Consider the following 17,713-nt stretch of genomic DNA (forward strand, 5'->3'; position numbering starts at 1 on the left):
GGTCAGCAGCCCCGGATGTGGTGCCGCTTGCGCCAAGCCACCGCCGTGCCGACCAGGGCCGGCAGGGCGATGCAGGCCATCGCGATCAGGAAGGCCGGGGATGTCGGCGACGAGGCGCGAGCGCCGGCGACGACGTAAGCGGCGGTGTTCGGGATCGAGCCGAGGGCCGTCGCGAGCAGGAAGGGCACCCAGCCCATGCGGGAGACGGAGGCGCAGTAGTTCGCGGCCCAGAACGGCACCCCGGGAAAGAGCCGGGCCGCCATCATCGAGCGGAAGCCGTGCCGGCTGAGCTGTCCGTCCGCCGCCTTCAGCAGCCGGCCCCGCAGCAACGGGCGCAGCGCGTCCTGCCCGAGCACGCGGCCCAGGCCGAAGGCGATTCCGGCCCCGAGCACCGTGCCCGCCAGGGCCGTGCCTATGCCCATCTGGGAGCCGAACAGTGCGCCCCCGGCGAGGTTGAGCAGCGGCCGCGGCACGAACGCGACCGTGCACAGTCCGTACGCCCCCGCGAACACCATGGCCGCCGCGGCCCCGCCGAGTTGCGGCGGCCAGCCGTGCGCCAGCAGTCGCTGCGGCTCGAAGAGCAGCACGGCACTCGCGGCGGCGGCGAGCAGGACGACGAGCAGGGACAACCGCGACCACGGCGAGAGCAGCACGCGCGTGCAGCGCGCGCCGAGGCCCTGTGGAGCCGGGACGGGTACGGCGACGGCGAGCTCCGTGGCGGCGGCCCGGGGAGAGGCCGTGGCGGTGCCCCCAGAGCGGGTGGTGGCATCGAGCATCCGGTGACACTAACCGACAGATGTGTGTGATCGCCGTATGGTTCGTCCCATGGGCGTCACAGATGCGGGCATCGTGGACGTGCCGTTCAGCACACTCGCCGACACCGTGCTGGAGCGGCTCACCGCCACGTACGCCGCCGCGGCCGACCCCGAGCGAGCCGCTCCCATGCAGGCGTACATGAAGGACGTGGCCCCCTTTCTGGGCCTGACCACACCCGTCCGCAGGGCCCTGTCCCGCACCGTCGTGGAGGGCCTGCCCCGCCCCGACGAGGCCGACTGCACCGCAATCGCCCTGCGCTGCTGGCAGTTGCCCGAACGCGAGTACCACTACTTCGCCGTCGACTATCTGCGCCGCCACGCGCGCGCGTGCTCCTCCGGCTTCCTCCCGGTGGCCCGGCACCTCGTCACCACCGTCTCCTGGTGGGACACGGTCGACGCGCTCGCGGCGCACACGGTGGGCGCCCTGGTCGCGGCCGACCCGAAGCTCACGGCAGACATGGACCTCTGGATCGTGGACGACGACCTGTGGGTCGCCCGCACCGCCCTGCTGCACCAGCTGCGCTACAAGGAACGCACCGACACCGAACGCCTCTTCAGCTACTGCCTGCACCAGTCCGGACACCCCGACTTCTTCGTCCGCAAGGCCATCGGCTGGTGTCTGCGCGAGTACGCCAAGACCGACCCCGAGGCCGTACGGGCGTTCCTGGCGCGGGAGCGCGGACGGTTCGCGCCGCTGTCGGTGCGGGAGGCACTGAAGAACATCGGGGCGTGAACTCGCCCCAGGGGGAAAACCATTCGACGCCGGGCAAAGCGTCGGCAATGATCGACGTCATGTTCCGGTACGCCTTCCACCTCGCAGCATCCGCGGTCGCGGATGCCCCGAAGGCTGCCGTTCCCGTTCTCGCCGCCGCAGTCGACGGCGCCCGAAGCTGACCCTCTCCGGATCGTCCGGCGGACCCCGCAGGGGGAGGGTCGGCGAGTCCTTGGGGTCCCCATCTCTCTCCTGACGAAGAGGCTTCGAGGTATCGCCATGCCCAAGACGGCTTACGTGCGCACCAAACCGCATCTGAACATCGGCACCATGGGTCACGTCGACCACGGCAAGACCACCCTGACCGCCGCCATCACCAAGGTGCTGGCCGAGCGCGGCACCGGCACGTTCGTGCCGTTCGACCGCATCGACCGCGCCCCGGAGGAGGCCGCGCGCGGCATCACCATCAACATCGCGCACGTCGAGTACGAGACCGACACCCGCCACTACGCGCACGTGGACATGCCGGGCCACGCCGACTACGTCAAGAACATGGTCACCGGCGCCGCGCAGCTCGACGGGGCGATCCTCGTCGTCTCCGCGGTCGACGGGATCATGCCGCAGACCGCCGAACACGTCCTGCTCGCCCGGCAGGTGGGCGTCGACCACATCGTCGTCGCGCTCAACAAGGCCGACGCGGGCGACGAGGAGCTCACCGACCTCGTCGAGCTGGAGGTCCGCGAGCTGCTCACCGCGCAGGGCTACGGCGGCGACTCCGTACCCGTCGTACGGGTCTCGGGGCTCAAGGCGCTGGAGGGCGACCCGCGGTGGACGGCGTCCATCGAGGCGCTGCTCGACGCCGTGGACACGTATGTGCCCATGCCCGAGCGGTACTTGGACGCGCCGTTCCTGTTGCCGGTCGAGAACGTGCTCACGATCACCGGCCGGGGGACGGTGGTCACGGGCGCGGTCGAGCGCGGTGTCGTCCGCGTGGGCGACCGGGTCGAAGTGCTCGGCGCCGGGCTGGAGACCGTGGTCACCGGCCTGGAGACCTTCGGCAAGCCCATGGAGGAGGCGCAGGCCGGGGACAACGTGGCGCTGCTGCTGCGGGGTGTTCCCCGGGACGCGGTGCGGCGCGGGCACGTGGTGGCTGCGCCGGGCAGTGTGGCGCCCAGTCGCCGCTTCTCCGCGCGGGTGTACGTCCTGTCGACGCGCGAGGGCGGACGCACGACACCGGTGTCGACGGGGTACCGGCCGCAGTTCTACATCCGGACCGCGGACGTGGTCGGTGACGTCGACCTCGGCACGGTGGCGGTCGCGCGCCCGGGGGAGACGGTCACCATGACCGTCGAGCTGGGGCGTGAGGTTCCTCTGGAGCCCGGGCTGGGCTTTGCCATCCGTGAGGGTGGACGGACCGTCGGGGCCGGGACCGTGACAGCCCTTGTGTGAAGGTCGCTGAGGTGCGTGGGGGACTGCCGGCCGGCTGTGGCCGGTCACGCAGTTCCCCGTGCCCCTTGGCGGCGTTGCCGGGCCCCACAATGGAGGAGTGACCGAACCCATCCCCGTAAGCAGGACCACCGACTTCGGTGTTGCCAAGCTCATGCCCGACGTCGACCGGAAGCGGGCCTGGCTGCTTACGGTGGACGGGGCGCCGCAGTCGTACGTGGACCTGGACGAGCCGGAGCATCTGGAGTTCGAGTACGCGCGGCGGCTCGGGCATGTTCTGGACATCGTCGCCGAGCCGGGGAGTCCGCTGGACGTGCTGCACCTCGGTGGGGGTGCGCTCACCCTGCCCCGGTACCTGGCGGTCACCCGGCCCGGCTCGCGGCAGGACGTCGTCGAGGCGGACCGGGCTCTGCTGGAGCTGGTCGTGGAGCACCTGCCGCTGCCGGACGGCGCTGCGATCACCCTGCACACCGACGACGCCCGCGCCTGGCTGGAAGCGGCCCCCGCGGACTCCGCGGACGTGCTCGTCGCCGACGTCTTCGGCGGCTCCCGCGTCCCGGCACACCTCACCTCCGTCGCCTACGCCCGCGAGGCCGGCCGGGTGCTGCGCGACACGGGCGTCTATCTGGCCAACCTCGCCGACGCCGCGCCCTTCGCCTTCCTCCGCTCCCAACTCGCCACCTTCGCCGCGGTGTTCGAGGAGCTCGTCCTGATCGCCGAACCGGCCGTCCTGCGCGGGCGCCGCTTCGGCAACGCGGTGCTCGTCGCCGCGCACCACCCCCTCGACGCGGTCGCCCTGGCCCGCCTCACAGCGGCCGACGCCTTCCCGGCCCGGGTCGAATACGGGCCGGGCATACGGGAGTTCACCCGCGGCGCCCAACCGGTACGGGACGAGGACGCCGTACCGTCACCCGAACCCCCCGACGGGGCGTTCGGCATCGGCTGAGCCGTCCCGGCCAACCAAATCACCGTGCCCCGCTACCGGTTGCCGTTCACCCCGTCGGATCCTCACCCGACAGCCGCACGGTGCTCATGATCTTCAGGATCGTCTTGTCCGGGACCTCGCCCTTGACGCCGGTCGCGGCGTAGAGGTTCCAGGCCACGAAGTCCCCGGCCGAGTTCTTGAAGCCGAACGAGATGGCCTTGCCGTCGCTGGCGCACTTCGACTTGCCGATCTCCGGGCTGTTCTTCGACCGGGCCCAGGCGTAACTGCCCGAGATGCCGGAGGTCGTCGTGAACTTCTTGGCCGTCTTGTCGAAGGTGATGCTCTTCTTGTCCGGCTGCGTGTACCCGCCGAAGACCCACCACGGCACCTGGTTCACGGCGACTTCGTCGGTGTTCTTCGCGCCGTCCGCACCCTTGGTGCCCACCGCGGCGAGCGCCGTGTCGTCCGTCTTGCCGTCCTTGTCGTCGTCGGACGTGCACCACTTGGACTTGTAGTACGCCGGCGCAGACATCGTGATGAGCGGCTTGCTGCCGGCGTCCTTGCTCTTGTCCTCGAAGCCGATCAGCGTGCCGGGGGAGTCGACCTCCCAGTCGGCCGGTACGTCGAAGGCGGTGCCCCACTTGGGGTTCACCACGACCTTCCAGCCGGCGATGGTCGCCTTCGCGGTGTCGCCGCCGCGCGGGTTGTCGTCCGCCGCCGACGCGGAGTCGCTCGGGCTCGCCGACGCGGAAGGCGACTGGCGCACCTTCTTGCCCGAACCGCCGTCCGCCTTGTCGTCCTTGTCACCCCCGAGCACCAGGAAGCCGGTGACGCCGGCGGCCACGACCACGGCCGTGGCCGCCACGATCGCGACCAGTTTCGTTCTGTTGCCGCCACCACCGCTCGGCGGCTGCGGCGCCCCCGCCGGACCCGGCGGACCCCACTGCGGCTGCTGCGCATAGGGGCTGGGCTGCTGCTGGAATCCGGGCTGCTGATACGGATTCGGCTGCTGGTATCCCGGCTGCTGGTACGGGTTGTTCGGCGCCTGGGGGTTCTGCCCCTGCGCGTTCTGCTCGCCCCCGGGCGGCTGCTGTCCTGGCCACATGTGCAGCCACCCTAGTGCCGCCGGGGACACGATTCGGTCACTGCGGCTCGTCAGGGCCGTAGCGAATCAGGAGTCCTCGGGGGGCGTGTAGAGCCGTACGGTGCTCAGGACCTTCCTGACCGTGGCGTCCGGGACCTCCTCGCCCACGCCCTTCGCGCCCACGAACGACCAGGACGCCAGATCGCCCGCGGTGTTCTTGAAGGCGAAGGTCGTCGCCTTCCCGTCCGAATCGCACTTGTGCAGTTTCTTCACACCCGACGACCGGGACGTGGCGACGCTGCCGGTGAGTCCGGAGGCCGTGGTGAAGGAGGCGACGGGACCGGTCGTGACCTTCTTGTGGTCCGGCTGGGTGTAGCTGCCGTAGACCCAGGCCGCCGAGTCCGCGCGGGCGATCTCCGCCGTGCTCTTCGCGCCGTTGTTCCGCCGGGTGCCCGCGCTCGCCAGGGACGTGTAGTCGGCCTTGCCGTCCCGGTCGTCGTCGGCCTTGCACCACTCCTCCTTGAGGATCGCGGGGGCCTTCATGCCGACCAGGGGCGTGTCGTCGGGATCGTCATTCTCCGAGACGTACGAGACCCAACTCGGCGCCTGGGGCGCCCAGTCGGCCGGAACGTCGAAGAGAACACCCAGCTGGGGGTTGGCCACGACCTGCCAGCCGGCGATGGTCGGACCGTTGCCGTCGGACGCCCGCGGGTTCCCGCTGTCGGACGCCCGCGGGCTCGCCGAGCCGGTCGGGCCGGGATCCGCCCGGTCCTCGCTGCCGCCGGTCAGCAGGACGGCTCCGGTCACGGCGGTGGTCACCACGACCACCGCGGCCGCGACAAGAGCGACCACCTTCGTACGGCGTCCCGCACCACGCGTCGCTGGCAGCGCCGGAGCGGTCGGGGCCTGCCACGGCTGCTGCTGGTACGGGTTGGGCTGCTGATATCCGGGCTGCCGGTACGGATTGGCGTCCTGCTGCTGATCGGGCCGGCCCCCGGGCGACTGCTCTCCTGGCCACATGGGCCGCAAGGATACGACGATCATCGAGCGGCACCGGGAACGGCTCTGGTCAGCCGAGGCTACTCGTGGGTAACCTGGCCGTCATGAGCGCAGACCAGATGTCGATCGGCGAGATGCTCGCCGCCACCGTGCCGATGGCCCGGACCCTGAACCTGGAGTTCCTGGAGACCACGCCGGAGAAGGCGGTCGTGGCCCTGCCGGACCAGAGCGAGTACCACAACCACGTGGGCGGGCCGCATGCCGGAGCGATGTTCACGCTCGGGGAGACCGCCAGCGGGTCGGTCGTGCTGGCCGCGTTCGGAGAACAGCTCGCGCGTGCGGTGCCGCTTGCGGTGAGCGCCGAGATCGCGTACAGGAAGCTCGCGATGGGAGTCGTCACCGCCACCGCGGTCCTCGGCCGGCCGGCCGCCGACGTCGTCGCCGAGCTGGACGCCGGGGGCCGCCCCGAGTTCCCGGTGACGATCGAGATCCGCCGCGGGGACGGCGCCGTGACCGGCGAGATGACGGTGGTCTGGACGCTCCGCCCGAACGGCTGAGAGCCGCTGCCGCCGAGGGCCCGGGTCACGCGAAATGTGACCCGGGCCCTCGGGCGTGCATTCGCCGCGTGATCAGGCCGCGAGTCGCCTCCGGCCTGCGACCGCGTCACCCTCCAGCCCCGCCACGAACTCCTTGAGCCAGGCCGTGAATTCAGGGCCCAGGTCGTCGCGGTCGCAGGCCAGGCGCACCACCGTGCGCAGATAGTCGGCCTTGTCGCCGGTGTCGTAGCGCAGGCCGTCGAAGACGACCCCGTGCACCGTGCCGCCCGCGGCGAGTTCCTGGAGGGCGTCGGTCAGCTGGATCTCGCCGCCGCGGCCGGGCGGGGTGCGCTCCAGGGTGTCGAAGACGGCCGGGTCGAGGACGTAGCGGCCGATGACGGCGTAGGTGCTGGGCGCGTTCTCGCGCGACGGCTTCTCCACCAGGCCGGTGACCCGGACGACGTCGTCCTCGCCGGTCGCCTCCACGGCCGCGCAGCCGTAGAGGTGGATCTGCTCCGGCGGGACCTCCATCAGGGCCACGACGCTGCCGGAGTACTGGTCGCGGACGTCGAGCATCCGGCTGAGCAGCGTCTCGCGCGGGTCGATCAGGTCGTCGCCGAGCAGGACCGCGAAGGGCTGGTCGCCGACGTGCCGGCGGGCGCACAGCACCGCGTGTCCGAGGCCGAGGGGCTCACCCTGGCGGATGTGGTGGATGTTGGCCAGCCGGGCCGGGTCGCGCACGGCGTCCAGGCGTACGGCGTCTCCCTTGGCGGCGAGGGCCTGCTCCAGCTCGAAGGCGTTGTCGAAGTGGTCCTCGATGGCCCGCTTGTGTCGGCCGGTGACCATCAGCACGTCGTCCAGGCCGGCCGCGGCAGCCTCCTCGACGACGTACTGGATGGCCGGCTTGTCCACGACCGGCAGCATCTCCTTGGGAGTCGCCTTGGTCGCGGGCAGGAACCGGGTGCCGAGCCCGGCGGCCGGGACGACGGCCTTGGTGACCGTGCGGGCGGTGGCGGGGGCGCTCGAAGCGTGGGGGGCGATCATGCGGCCCATGCTGGCGTACCGGTATGAGAGCTTCCCGAGAGAAACCTCGGAGCTCGCTGTGCGTCCGTGCACGGTGGAGATTTCGTGTGCCAACTGTCCTTGGCCGCACACAAGTTGGCGTTCATGCGTCGGTTATTTCGAATGCGGGTGCGGGTACCGCCGGTAACTTATCTGAAGTTTCCGCGTTTTGAACTTGGGTCACTCAAACTCCTTGTTTCCTGTACGTCAATTGTGCGAAAGTGAGCGGCCCTATAGCGGTCCCGGTACCCGACGCGCATAGGTATGCACCAATCACGCACCTGCTTTCCGACGGACGCATCCATTCCGTTTGTCGTCCTGCGGCTTGGAAGGAAATGGTTCAGTGCAATCCCCTTACCCCCCACGCCCGCCGTACCCGCCGCGGCCCGGATCGGGGCCCGCGGAATCCGACCGCAATCTGGTGGCGCAGTTGGGTCCGGGCACCGAGGGCGCCCGTGCGGGCGCGCTCCTGCTGGCGCGGCACTGGCGGGCGACGTACGACTACGCAGTCATATGCCTTGTCTCCGGGGAGAGTCCGGCGTCGATGGCGGCCGCCGCCGCGTTCCACCGGGTGCTCGGGAGGCCGGCCGGTGGCGCTCTGCGTCCGCAACTGCTCATGGCCGTACGGGAGACGGTCAAGGAGTGGGCCGCGGACGACGGAATTTCCGCCCTGCTGCCGGAACTCCGCAAACCGACCGGCGGCCGCGGACTGCGTGCCGCACGGTCCGTGACGCCCGAAAGGCGGCAGCTCGCCGAACGGGCATTCCGGGCCCTTCCGGGGGCCTCGCAATGCCTGCTCTGGCATGTGGAGGTCGAGGCCGAACCCATAACCGTACCGGCCGGTCTGTTGGGGGTGGACGCGCCCACCGCGTCCGCGGCCCTCGAGCAGGCACGCGAGCAATTCCGGACGGGCTGTGTACGCGCCCACCGCGAACTCGCGCCCGGCAAGGAATGCCGCTTCTACAACCGTCTCCTCGACGTCCCGATACGCCGGGGCGGCGCCCTGCTCCCGGATGTCCAGCAGCATCTGACGGAGTGCCGCTACTGCCGTCACGCCGCCGAACAGCTCAGCCATTTCGAGGGCGGTCTGGAGGAACTCCTCGCGGAGACCGTGCTCGGCTGGGGCGCCCGGCGCTATCTCGACTCCCGCCCCGGCCGCGGCGGGGACCGCACGACGCCGGCCGGACGCGGCGGCGTACGGCCCTGGGGCGGCGGCGCGCGGTCCGGGGGCGGCGGACGGCACCGCCCCACCGTGTCGCGAAGGCACACCAAGGCCGTCGCCGTGGGCATCGGCGTGACGACGCTCGCCCTGCTCGCCACCGTGCTCGCCACCAGGAGCTGGTCCGACGACAACGGTGTCCCCGACCCGCACGCCACGTGGGGAGCACAGAGCAGCAGCACCCTTCGCCCGTCGACCTCCGCGAACGACACCACGTCGGCCGGGTCGCCGTCGGCCGCCTCCGCGGGGCAGCCCGTCGAGGTCGGCCGCGGCAGGCTCCGCAACGCCACCGCCGGGCTCTGTCTCGACGTCGACGGCGGCCGGGCCGAGTCCCGCGCCGCGGCCGTGCTGGCGGCATGCTCGTCCGCCGCGTCCCAGCAGTGGTCGTACCAGGACGACGGCCTGCTGCGCAGCGGCGCCGACCCCACCCTGTGCCTGGCCTCCGACGCCGGCCGGCGCTCGGTGGTCCTGGCCGGCTGCGTCGTGCACGCGGGTGAGGTCCGCTACGACCTCACGGTCCGCGGGGAACTCCTGCTGCGCGGCGGCAAGGGACTCCTCGTCGCGCCCGGGAAGGGCACGGACGTCACGGTGGCCGAACGGGACGGATCCGCCGCCCAGCGGTGGACGCTCGAGGTCGAGGACGGCACGGGTCTCACGGCGAAGAAGGGCGAAGCGCAGGAGGGCGGTCGCCCACAAGCCCCAGAAGCCCCGGGCATCCCCAACTCGCCCGATTCTCCCGGCACTTCCAGCGGTACGCCGAAACCGCCGCCCGGCGGCCGGGCTCCGCAGCAGAAGCCCGAGGGGGAACGGCACGAAGGGCCGTACGAGGAGAGGTTCGCCCAGGTCGACAGTGAGACCGCGCCCTCCCCGGCGCCCGTCCCGCCACCGGTCCCGCTCGACGAGGTCCGTACGCTCCCGGCGCACGTGCTGGGCGCGGTCACCACCGCCCTCGGGCCCACCCCGCACTGAAGCAGGCCCGCCCCGATGGGGCCACCCCACTCCGGGGTGGCCCCATCGTTGTTTCCCGTCTTCGTTTCTTGTCGGCATTCGAACGTTTCTCGTTCGCATCATTGACACGAGTCACCTCTGGTCATAGTTTTCCCGCCGCGCCGTGGTGTCCGACGGGGTGTCAGGTCAGTACTGACGCTTAATGCGTTCACATGCCGAACGCGGAGCCGGGTCGCCGGGGCGCATCGGCGGTTCACAACGTCGTGCCCGCACACCGAAGGAGTGACGGCTCATGACCGACACTGTCTCCAGGAGATCCGCGCTGCGTCTGCTGGGCGGCGCGATCGCCGTCGCCACGGCGGCCACCAGTGGTCTCACGCCTCCCGCACATGCCCTGGACAGACCCGAGGCGGGGGCCGGCCCCCGTGTCGAAGGCCTCATCGGCAAGCTCACCCTCGACGAGAAGATCTCCCTCCTGCACGGCGCCACCGACCCCGACCCGCTCGGCCAGGCCGGCTACATTCCGGGCGTCCAACGCCTCGGCATCCCCCCGCTGCGCCTCGCCGACGGACCCGCCGGCGTCCGCGTCACCAAGCACGCCACCGCCCTGCCCGCCCCCGTCCTGCTGGCCTCCGCATTCGACCCGGACCTTGCCCGCCGCTACGGGCAGGTCATCGGGCGCGAGGGCCGCGCACTCGGCCAGGACGTGCTGCTCTCCCCGATGGTCAACCTCATCCGCACGCCGTACGCGGGGCGCAACTTCGAGACGTTCAGCGAGGATCCGCTGCTGGCGTCCGACATGGTCGCCGCCGAGATCGGCGGCATCCAGGGCGAGCACCTCATCGCCACCGTCAAGCACTTCGCGATGAACAACCAGGAGAAGGACCGCGACTCCATCGACGTGCGGGTCGACGAACAGACCATGCACGAGCTGGAGTTGCGCGGCTTCGAGGCGGCCGTCGGCGCCGGCACGGGCGCCGTGATGGGCGCCTACAACAAGGTCAACGGCACGTTCTCCTGCGAGAACAAGACGCTGCTCACGGACGTCCTGCGCGAGCAGTGGGGCTTCGAGGGCTGGGTGATGACCGACTGGTTCGCCGCGCACAGCACGGTCAAGGCCATCGCCGCGGGCCTCGACATGGAGATGCCCGACGGCACATATTTCGGTACGGCACTCAAGACCGCCGTCAAGAACCGCAGCGTGCCCGAGCGCCACGTCGACCGCGCGGTGCGCCGCGTCCTCGCCGTCATGGACCGTTTCGGCCTCCTCGACGGCAGTGCACCACCGCGCCCGGAGCGCGACGCACCGGCGGGCGCGGCCGTCGCCCTGGAGGTCGCCAAGGCAGGGGCGACCCTGCTGCGCAACGAGCACCGCACCCTCCCGCTGGCCCCTGGCGGCACGGTCGCGGTGATCGGCCCGACCGGCACCCTGCCCTTCGTCAGCGGTGGCGGCAGCGCGCACGTGATCCCCGACCACGCCGACAGCCCCCTCGAGGCCATCAAGTCCCGTGCGGGAAAGGTCACTTACGCACTCGGCGAGGACCTCTTCGGCAAGGCGATCCCGGCATCCGCACTCAGCCCCGCATTCGCCGGCGAGGGCATCCAGGTCGGCGCGGGAAAGACCTGGACCTACGACGGCACGCTCACCGCCTCCGAGGCCGACCAGTGGACCTTCGTCATCCACTACTCCGCCGCCCCCACCCTGCGCCCCAAGGTGCTGCTCGACGGCGAGGACCTCTTCCCGCTCGCCCCCGGCTACGGCGAGTACTTCTCGGGCGGCCTGATCTCCGCCGACCCCGACGGCCTGTCCGTCCGCCGCAAGACGCTCAGCCTCACCAAGGGCGCCCACAGACTGCAGATCACCGCGCAGGGCGGGGACGCCGGACAGCTGTTCCGGCTGCGCCGCATCACCGGCGCCACTCGGGCACAGGACGTCGCCGAAGCCGCCAAGGCCGCGCGCGCCGCCCGCGACGTCGTCCTGTTCGCCTACGAGGACGCCACCGAGGGCCTCGACCGCACCACCGTCGCGCTCCCCGGCAACCAGACGAAGCTGATCGAGGCCGTGACGGCGGCCAACCCGCGTACCACGGTCGTCCTCAACACCTCGTCCTCGACGTCGATGCCCTGGCTGCGGCGTACCGGCGCCGTGCTCCAGATGTACTACCCCGGCCAGGAGGGCGCGGCCGCCACCGCCGCCGTGCTGTTCGGCGAAAGCGACCCCGGCGGCCGCCTCACCCAGTCCTTCCCGGCCGACGACGACCACCACCCCGTCGCCGGCGACCCTCGCCGCTACCCGGGCGTGGACGGCGTCGAGGAGTACTCGGAGGGCATCCACGGCGGCTACCGCTGGTACGACGCCGAGGGCGTACGGCCGCTGTTCCCCTTCGGATTCGGGCTGTCGTACACCTCCTTCTCTTACGAGGACCTCCGCGCGCGCCGGACGAGGCGCGGACTGGAGGTGTCCTTCACCGTCCGCAACACGGGCCGGCGCGAGGGTGTGGACGTGCCGCAGGTGTACGTCGGACCGTCGCCGGAGCTCCGACTCGACCAGGCGGTAAGGGTGTTGGGGGGCTACCGGAGGGTGGCGCTGCGCGCTGGCGAGCGGCGGCGGATCGTCGTCGAAGTCGCTGCACGCACATTGTCCTCATGGGACCCGAAGCGTCACGATTGGGTGCTCGGAACCGGCCGTCGCACGGTTTGGGTCGGAGCGTCCTCGCGTGATCTGCGGTTGCGTACCAACGTGGAGGTGGGCACGTGATACGGCGCATCGTCATCGGCCTGACGGCCCTCGCGGCGGCACTCGTCGCGCCCGTCCCGGCGGCGCAGGCCGCGCCGTCGGGCGGCGACCCGGTCGTCCGCACCGACGCGGGACTCGTGCGCGGCGAAACCACCGCCGAGGGACGGCAGTTCCTCGGCATCCCGTACGCCCAGCCGCCGGTCGGCAAGCTCCGCTGGCGCGAGCCGCGGGCCGTCCGGCCCTGGCAAGGGATCCGGGATGCGGGGGACTTCGGCAACAAGTGCGTACAGACGTCGAGTTGGGACCCCGGCTACGACCAGCCGTCGTACACCGAGGACTGCCTCGACCTCAACGTCTACGTCCCCGAGGGCTCCGCCAAGCGGTCGGTCCTGGTGTGGCTCCACGGCGGCGGGCTCACCGCCGGTGCCGGTCAGGACGTCGTACCGGACACGTTCGCGCGTCAGACCGGAACGGTCGTCGTGACCGTCAACTACCGCCTCGGTGCGATGGGTTTCCTCGCCACGTCCGGCCTCGACGGTGAGACGCACGACAAGGTCTCCGGCAACTTCGGCATGCTCGACCAGCAGGCCGCGCTGCGCTGGGTACGCGCCAACATCGGCCGCTTCGGCGGCGATCCGGCCCGCGTCACCATCGCGGGCGAGTCGGCGGGCGGCCGCTCGGTCTGCACCCAGCTGGGCTCGCCGACGGCCAAGGGTCTGTTCCGGGCGGGCATCATCGAGAGCGGCGCGTACGACGACTGCAACGCCCGTACGCATCAGGACGCGGTGGCCCAGGGAGCCGACTTCGCCAAGAAGCTCGGCTGCACGACCGTCGCCTGCCTGCGCGGCAAGTCCGCCCGCGAAATCCTCGAGGCCCAGGGCGACTTCGACTGGAACCCGGTGGTCGGCGGCGCCTTCCTGCCGGTGCAGCCCGAGCAGGCCATCGCGAACGGGACGGCGTCCCGGGTGCCGGTGATCAACGGCTCGAACAAGGACGAGGGACGGCTGTTCGCCTTCTCCAACTTCGATCTGAACGGCACGCCGATCACGGCCGAGCAGTACCCGGAGCTCATGCGGAACGACTTCGGCGAGCAGGCGCTGCAGCGCTACCCGCTCGCGGACTACCCGACGCCGACCATCGCGTACGCCACCGCGCTGGGCGACGTGGTGTTCAGCTGCTCGGCGCTGCGGCTCGACGGTCTGCTCGCGGCCCGCGGCCCGGTCTACTCGTACGAGTTCGCCGACCGCACCTCACCGCCCTTCGCCTCCCTGCGCAACCTGCACACCGACTTCGACTTCGGCGCGACGCACGTCAACGAGATCCAGTACCTCTTCAAGCACTTCGGTCTGGAGTCCCCGTTCAACGCCGAGCAGAAGGCGCTGTCCCGGCAGATGGTCCAGTACTGGGGATCCTTCGTACGGGACGGTGTGCCGCGGGCCGCGGGGCAGCCCACGATGCCCGCCGGCCCGGGCGTGATCCTCTCCCTGAAGACCGCTTCCAAGGGAGGTAACACCTTGAGCACCTCCGTCCATCGGGAGCACCAGTGCGATCTGTGGGACGCGGCCTCTGCGGGCTGACCCGGTAGGCTTCCCGGCGTGCGCCCCCGTGCGGCGCACGCCGGGAACACCCGGAACGCAGTCACAGAGGGTCACGAAACGGGAGGAGCCGGCGTTGCACGTCCAGGAGTGGCTCGACACGGTGCCCGCGGCAGCCGTCTACGCCGTGGTGGGACTGGTCATCGGTCTGGAGAGCCTGGGCATCCCGCTGCCGGGCGAGATCGTCCTGGTCTCGGCGGCGCTCATGTCCTCCCAGCACTCCGGCATCAACCCGGTCGTCCTCGGCGTGTGCGCGACCGCCGGTGCCGTCGTCGGCGACTCCATCGGCTACGCGATCGGCCGCAAGGGCGGCCGCCCGCTGCTGGCCTGGCTGGGCAGGAAGTTCCCGAGGCACTTCAGCGAGGGCCATGTCGCCACCGCTGAGCGCTCCTTCGAGAAGTGGGGCATGTGGGCCGTCTTCTTCGGCCGCTTCGTCGCCCTCCTGCGCATCTTCGCCGGGCCCCTCGCGGGCGTGCTCCACATGCCGTACTGGAAGTTCCTGATCGCCAACGTCCTCGGCGGCATCTGCTGGGCGGGCGGCACCACGGCGGTCATCTACTACGTCGGTGTCGTCGCCGAGGACTGGCTGAAGAGGTTCTCGTACCTGGGCCTGGTGGTGGCGGTCCTGATCGGCCTGACGTCGATGCTCGTACTGAAGCGCAAGGCCAAGAAGGCGGCGGCGCAGAAGGCGGAGAAAGAGTCGGCCGAGACGGAGCCCGTCCCGGCCGTGGACTGAGCCCTACGGCTTCTCGTACAGCTCGTTGTGAGACTTTGCGAGCTCGGCGTACAGCGTTCCGTTCAGAGTGACGCCCTCGCGCTCCTCGTCCGTCAGCTCCCGCTTGACCTTCGCCGGGACGCCCGCGACGAGTGAACCCGGCGGCACCTGCATCCCCTGCGGTACCAGTGCCTGTGCGGCGACAAGAGAGCCCGCCCCGATCACGGCGCCGTTGAGAACCGTCGCCCCCATCCCGATCAGGCAGTCGTCTCCCACGGTCGCCCCGTGGACCACGGCGTTGTGCCCCACGGAGACCCGCTCGCCGATGCTGACGGGAAACCCGGGGTCGGCATGGAGGGTGCAGTTGTCCTGGATGTTGGCCTGAGCTCCCACCGAGATCCGCTCGACGTCGCCCCGGAGCACCGCGCCGTACCAGACACTCGCCCCCGCCTCCAGCGTCACGTCGCCGATCACCGACGCGGTCGGTGCCACGAACGCCTCCGAGTCGATCCTCGGTTCCCTGCCGCCGATGCCCGTGATCAACGCCTTGTGCCCCATTGCCCTCTCCTCGTCGCCGGTACAAGACGCACCGTAGGCGATGAACTGCCGTTGGAGCGCGGCGGGGCGCGCTTCACCCGTTGTGGGTGAAGTACGGCGGCCGGGTCGGGGAGAGAGTGATCGGCCGACAGGCTTCGGTGGTCCGAGGGGGCACGGCCATGGCGTTCCCGGGTCTCGCGCGACCTCTGGTGGGCCGCATCGGCCGTCAGCTGGTGAGTGTGGGGCTGCTGGACATGGCGACCCGGCTCGCGGCGCAGGCCTTCCTGACGGCACTGCCCCTGCTCTTCGCGATCGCCTCCTTTTCCCCGCAGGCGGTCCGGGACGAGTTCCGGCGGACGCTGCGGATGCTGCTCGGTGGCTCGGGTCCGGTTCTCGCCCAGGTCGACGAGGTCTATGCGGGCGGCGACCAGGCGCGGGAGACCTGGGGTGCGATCGGTGTCCTGCTGGCGGTGGTGTCGGCCACGGCCTTCAGCCGGGCCCTGCAGCGGTTGTGCGAGCGCTCCTGGCATCTGCCCCGTTCCGGGCTGCGCAGCGTCGTCTGGCGCTGGGCTGCCTGGCTGGTCGTGTGGATCACGGCTCTGCTGGTCCAGGGGATGCTGCGCGACGGCTTCGGTGCGGGGCCCGTGCTGGGCGTGCCGCTCCAGTTGGCCGCTTCGTGTCTGCTGTGGTGGTGGACGCAGCATCTGCTGCTGGTCGGGCGGGTGGGCTGGCTGCCCCTGCTGCCCGGTGCCCTGCTCACCGGCTTCGGCGTCGTCCTGCTCTCGGTCGTCTCCGGGCTCTGGCTGCCGCGTTCCCTGCGGATGAGCGTCGAGCGGTACGGGCCGCTCGGGTCCGTCTTCACCCTGCTGTCCTGGCTGATCCTGTTTTTCACGACCGTGGTCCTGGGCATTGCGGTGGGGTACGTGATCGCCCACGACGGCGCGATCGGGCGCAGGCTGGGCCTCGTACCGCCGCCCTCAGGCTGACACCGCGGTGACCCGGCCGTCGCGCACCGCCTCCGTCAGTGCGCGGTGGTCCTGCTCGTTGCGGTCGGCGTACAGCTCGGCGAAGGCAGTGACCGCGCGGTCGAAGACGTCCGTGTCGCCCAGGTAGGCGGCGATGGCGATGCGGTCGCCGGAGCGGGCGTGGGCGCGGGCCAGGGTCGCCCCGCACAGCCGGCCGAACAGCCGCATCACGTCCGGTGTCATGGTGTCGGCCTGCGGGATGGCCTTCCAGTCGCGCAGCTGGCGGACGTAGAAGTCGCGCTGCCGGCCGTCCAGGCCCTCGACGCGCTCCCAGCCGAGGAACATGTCGCTGGTCGCCTGCATCAGGCGCTGTCCCGCGACGACCCGCTCGCCCTGGTTCGCGTACGCGCTCGGGGCCGTGAACTCGGCGAGCACGGACTCCCCTGCCTCCTTCGCCTGCAGCAGCAGCGGGTCCTGGTCGTCGCGGCCGAGCAGCAGGATGATCCAGCAGCGGGTGCCGACGCTGCCCACGCCGACCACTTTGCGGGCCATGTCCACCACCCGGTACTGGTGCAGCAGCGCCCGCCGGTCGGAGGGCAGGGTGTGGCCGTAGCGGTCGATCAGCTCGCGCAGCTGCTGCTCCAGTTGCTCCCGCTGGATGCCGGGGAGGAAGTCCTCGAGCGGTACCACCAGGGGCGGGTCGGGGGCGATGCGCCGTTCGCCCTTGACCACGTGGGTGAGCTTCTCGAAGGCGTGCAGTTGATCGCGGGTGCGCGCCTTGGTGAGCGTGCGGGTCACCCGGCGCTGTTCGCGGTGGCCCAGTTCGCCGGAGAGCGCGGTGAACAGCTCGTCCGCGTCGATCCGCGTGTACCAGACCTCGATGTTGCGTCGCCCGGCGAAGGTGTCCATCGACTCCCGGTACGAGCGCACCGTCTCCCGGACCACCTCCGCCCGTTCCCTGGTGCTGAAGTCGTTGGCCCGGCCGGCGATGACGAGGCTCGCCGACAGGCGTTTGACGTCCCACTCCCAGGGGCCCGGCAGGGTCTCGTCGAAGTCGTTCACGTCGAACATCAGATGCCGCTCCGGGGAGGCGAGCAGCCGGAAGTTCAGCATGTGCGCGTCCCCGCACAGCTGGGTCGTGAACCCGCTGGAGGGCGTACCGGCCAGGTCGGCGGTCATGACGCCGGCCGCCCCGCGGTAGAACCGGAACGGCGACTCCATCATCCGGCCGTACCTGATCGGGACGAGATCCGTGAGCCTGCCCGCGGACTGCCGTTCGACCAGGTCGACGGGGTCCGGCCGGTCCCCGGCGGGTGTGAATTCCGCGTGGCTGTCGGGCGGTACGAGGGTCCGGGCCGCCCGGCCGCGGGCCGCCCGTTCCTGCGGGGTGAGATGCAGATGCCTGGCTCCGGTCATGG

General features: G+C 71.1%; 16 protein-coding genes. 10 read left to right on the plus strand and 6 right to left on the minus strand.

Annotated elements, in window-relative coordinates; translation table 11 throughout:
• Positions 1 to 2: 2 nt before the first annotated feature.
• The gene (locus ACFY1L_RS20155; protein WP_388825642.1) at positions 3 to 776 is read right to left on the minus strand and encodes a TVP38/TMEM64 family protein; all 774 of its coding nucleotides are present in this window, start codon (positions 774 to 776) and stop codon (positions 3 to 5) included.
• 49 nt (positions 777 to 825) lie between these two features.
• Here ACFY1L_RS20155 and ACFY1L_RS20160 point away from each other — a divergent pair, with 49 nt between their 5' ends.
• The 4 genes from ACFY1L_RS20160 to ACFY1L_RS20175 all read left to right on the plus strand — a co-directional run bounded on the left by ACFY1L_RS20160 (position 826) and on the right by ACFY1L_RS20175 (position 3,919).
• Positions 826 to 1,548 (plus strand): DNA alkylation repair protein, encoded by a 723-nt coding sequence (locus ACFY1L_RS20160; protein ID WP_388825645.1) that lies wholly within the window; start codon positions 826 to 828, stop codon positions 1,546 to 1,548.
• A complete protein-coding gene (locus tag ACFY1L_RS20165) occupies positions 1,545 to 1,709 on the plus strand; it encodes a hypothetical protein (RefSeq protein WP_388826939.1) in 165 nt (54 codons plus the stop codon). The genes ACFY1L_RS20160 and ACFY1L_RS20165 overlap by 4 nt, the downstream gene beginning before the upstream one ends.
• Before the next feature lie 97 nt (positions 1,710 to 1,806).
• Complete coding sequence (gene tuf, locus ACFY1L_RS20170) at positions 1,807 to 2,976, plus strand: elongation factor Tu (RefSeq protein WP_388825647.1); 1,170 nt, start codon at positions 1,807 to 1,809, stop codon at positions 2,974 to 2,976.
• Positions 2,977 to 3,073: 97 nt separating this feature from the next.
• Positions 3,074 to 3,919, plus strand: coding sequence for a spermidine synthase (locus tag ACFY1L_RS20175; protein ID WP_388825650.1), 846 nt, complete (start codon positions 3,074 to 3,076; stop codon positions 3,917 to 3,919).
• A gap of 46 nt (positions 3,920 to 3,965) precedes the next feature.
• On the opposite strand, the gene ACFY1L_RS20180 is transcribed toward ACFY1L_RS20175, so the two are convergent.
• Together ACFY1L_RS20180 and ACFY1L_RS20185 are read right to left on the minus strand one after the other, a co-directional pair.
• Positions 3,966 to 5,003, minus strand: coding sequence for a hypothetical protein (locus tag ACFY1L_RS20180; RefSeq protein WP_388825653.1), 1,038 nt, complete (start codon positions 5,001 to 5,003; stop codon positions 3,966 to 3,968).
• A gap of 66 nt (positions 5,004 to 5,069) precedes the next feature.
• A complete protein-coding gene (locus ACFY1L_RS20185; protein ID WP_388825656.1) occupies positions 5,070 to 6,002 on the minus strand; it encodes a hypothetical protein in 933 nt (310 codons plus the stop codon).
• 98 nt (positions 6,003 to 6,100) lie between these two features.
• Here ACFY1L_RS20185 and ACFY1L_RS20190 point away from each other — a divergent pair, with 98 nt between their 5' ends.
• Positions 6,101 to 6,538 carry a DUF4442 domain-containing protein gene (locus tag ACFY1L_RS20190; protein WP_388826884.1) on the plus strand — a complete coding sequence of 146 codons (438 nt, stop codon included), beginning with the start codon at positions 6,101 to 6,103 and terminating at the stop codon, positions 6,536 to 6,538.
• A 72-nt stretch (positions 6,539 to 6,610) separates the two neighbouring features.
• Here the strand turns inward: ACFY1L_RS20190 and galU are convergent, their stop codons facing one another.
• Positions 6,611 to 7,561, minus strand: a complete 951-nt coding sequence (gene galU / locus ACFY1L_RS20195; protein ID WP_388825659.1) for a UTP--glucose-1-phosphate uridylyltransferase GalU — start codon at positions 7,559 to 7,561, stop codon at positions 6,611 to 6,613.
• A 439-nt stretch (positions 7,562 to 8,000) separates the two neighbouring features.
• Between galU and ACFY1L_RS20200 the strand changes: the two genes are divergently transcribed.
• The 4 genes from ACFY1L_RS20200 to ACFY1L_RS20215 all read left to right on the plus strand — a co-directional run bounded on the left by ACFY1L_RS20200 (position 8,001) and on the right by ACFY1L_RS20215 (position 14,814).
• On the plus strand, positions 8,001 to 9,767 hold the full coding sequence (locus ACFY1L_RS20200) for a ricin-type beta-trefoil lectin domain protein (RefSeq protein ID WP_388825662.1): 1,767 nt from the start codon (positions 8,001 to 8,003) through the stop codon (positions 9,765 to 9,767).
• 271 nt (positions 9,768 to 10,038) lie between these two features.
• Positions 10,039 to 12,504 carry a beta-glucosidase gene (locus ACFY1L_RS20205; protein ID WP_388825665.1) on the plus strand — a complete coding sequence of 822 codons (2,466 nt, stop codon included), beginning with the start codon at positions 10,039 to 10,041 and terminating at the stop codon, positions 12,502 to 12,504.
• Positions 12,501 to 14,060 carry a carboxylesterase/lipase family protein gene (locus tag ACFY1L_RS20210; protein WP_388825668.1) on the plus strand — a complete coding sequence of 520 codons (1,560 nt, stop codon included), beginning with the start codon at positions 12,501 to 12,503 and terminating at the stop codon, positions 14,058 to 14,060. Before ACFY1L_RS20205 ends, ACFY1L_RS20210 begins: the two co-directional genes overlap by 4 nt.
• A 94-nt stretch (positions 14,061 to 14,154) precedes the next feature.
• On the plus strand, positions 14,155 to 14,814 hold the full coding sequence (locus ACFY1L_RS20215; protein WP_388825671.1) for a DedA family protein: 660 nt from the start codon (positions 14,155 to 14,157) through the stop codon (positions 14,812 to 14,814).
• Between the two features lie 3 nt (positions 14,815 to 14,817).
• Here ACFY1L_RS20215 and ACFY1L_RS20220 read toward each other — a convergent pair whose 3' ends face one another.
• Positions 14,818 to 15,351 carry a gamma carbonic anhydrase family protein gene (locus ACFY1L_RS20220; RefSeq protein WP_388825674.1) on the minus strand — a complete coding sequence of 178 codons (534 nt, stop codon included), beginning with the start codon at positions 15,349 to 15,351 and terminating at the stop codon, positions 14,818 to 14,820.
• 158 nt (positions 15,352 to 15,509) lie between these two features.
• Between ACFY1L_RS20220 and ACFY1L_RS20225 the strand changes: the two genes are divergently transcribed.
• The gene (locus tag ACFY1L_RS20225; RefSeq protein WP_388825677.1) at positions 15,510 to 16,316 is read left to right on the plus strand and encodes a YhjD/YihY/BrkB family envelope integrity protein; all 807 of its coding nucleotides are present in this window, start codon (positions 15,510 to 15,512) and stop codon (positions 16,314 to 16,316) included.
• Here the strand turns inward: ACFY1L_RS20225 and ACFY1L_RS20230 are convergent.
• Positions 16,308 to 17,711: a DUF2252 domain-containing protein gene (locus tag ACFY1L_RS20230; protein ID WP_388825680.1), complete on the minus strand. Its 1,404-nt coding sequence runs from the start codon at positions 17,709 to 17,711 to the stop codon at positions 16,308 to 16,310. The two genes, ACFY1L_RS20225 and ACFY1L_RS20230, sit on opposite strands and share 9 nt — an antisense overlap.
• Positions 17,712 to 17,713 lie beyond the last annotated feature (2 nt).

Origin of the sequence: Streptomyces sp. NPDC001663, assembly GCF_042893105.1 — a bacterium.
Taxonomy (GTDB): domain Bacteria; phylum Actinomycetota; class Actinomycetes; order Streptomycetales; family Streptomycetaceae; genus Streptomyces.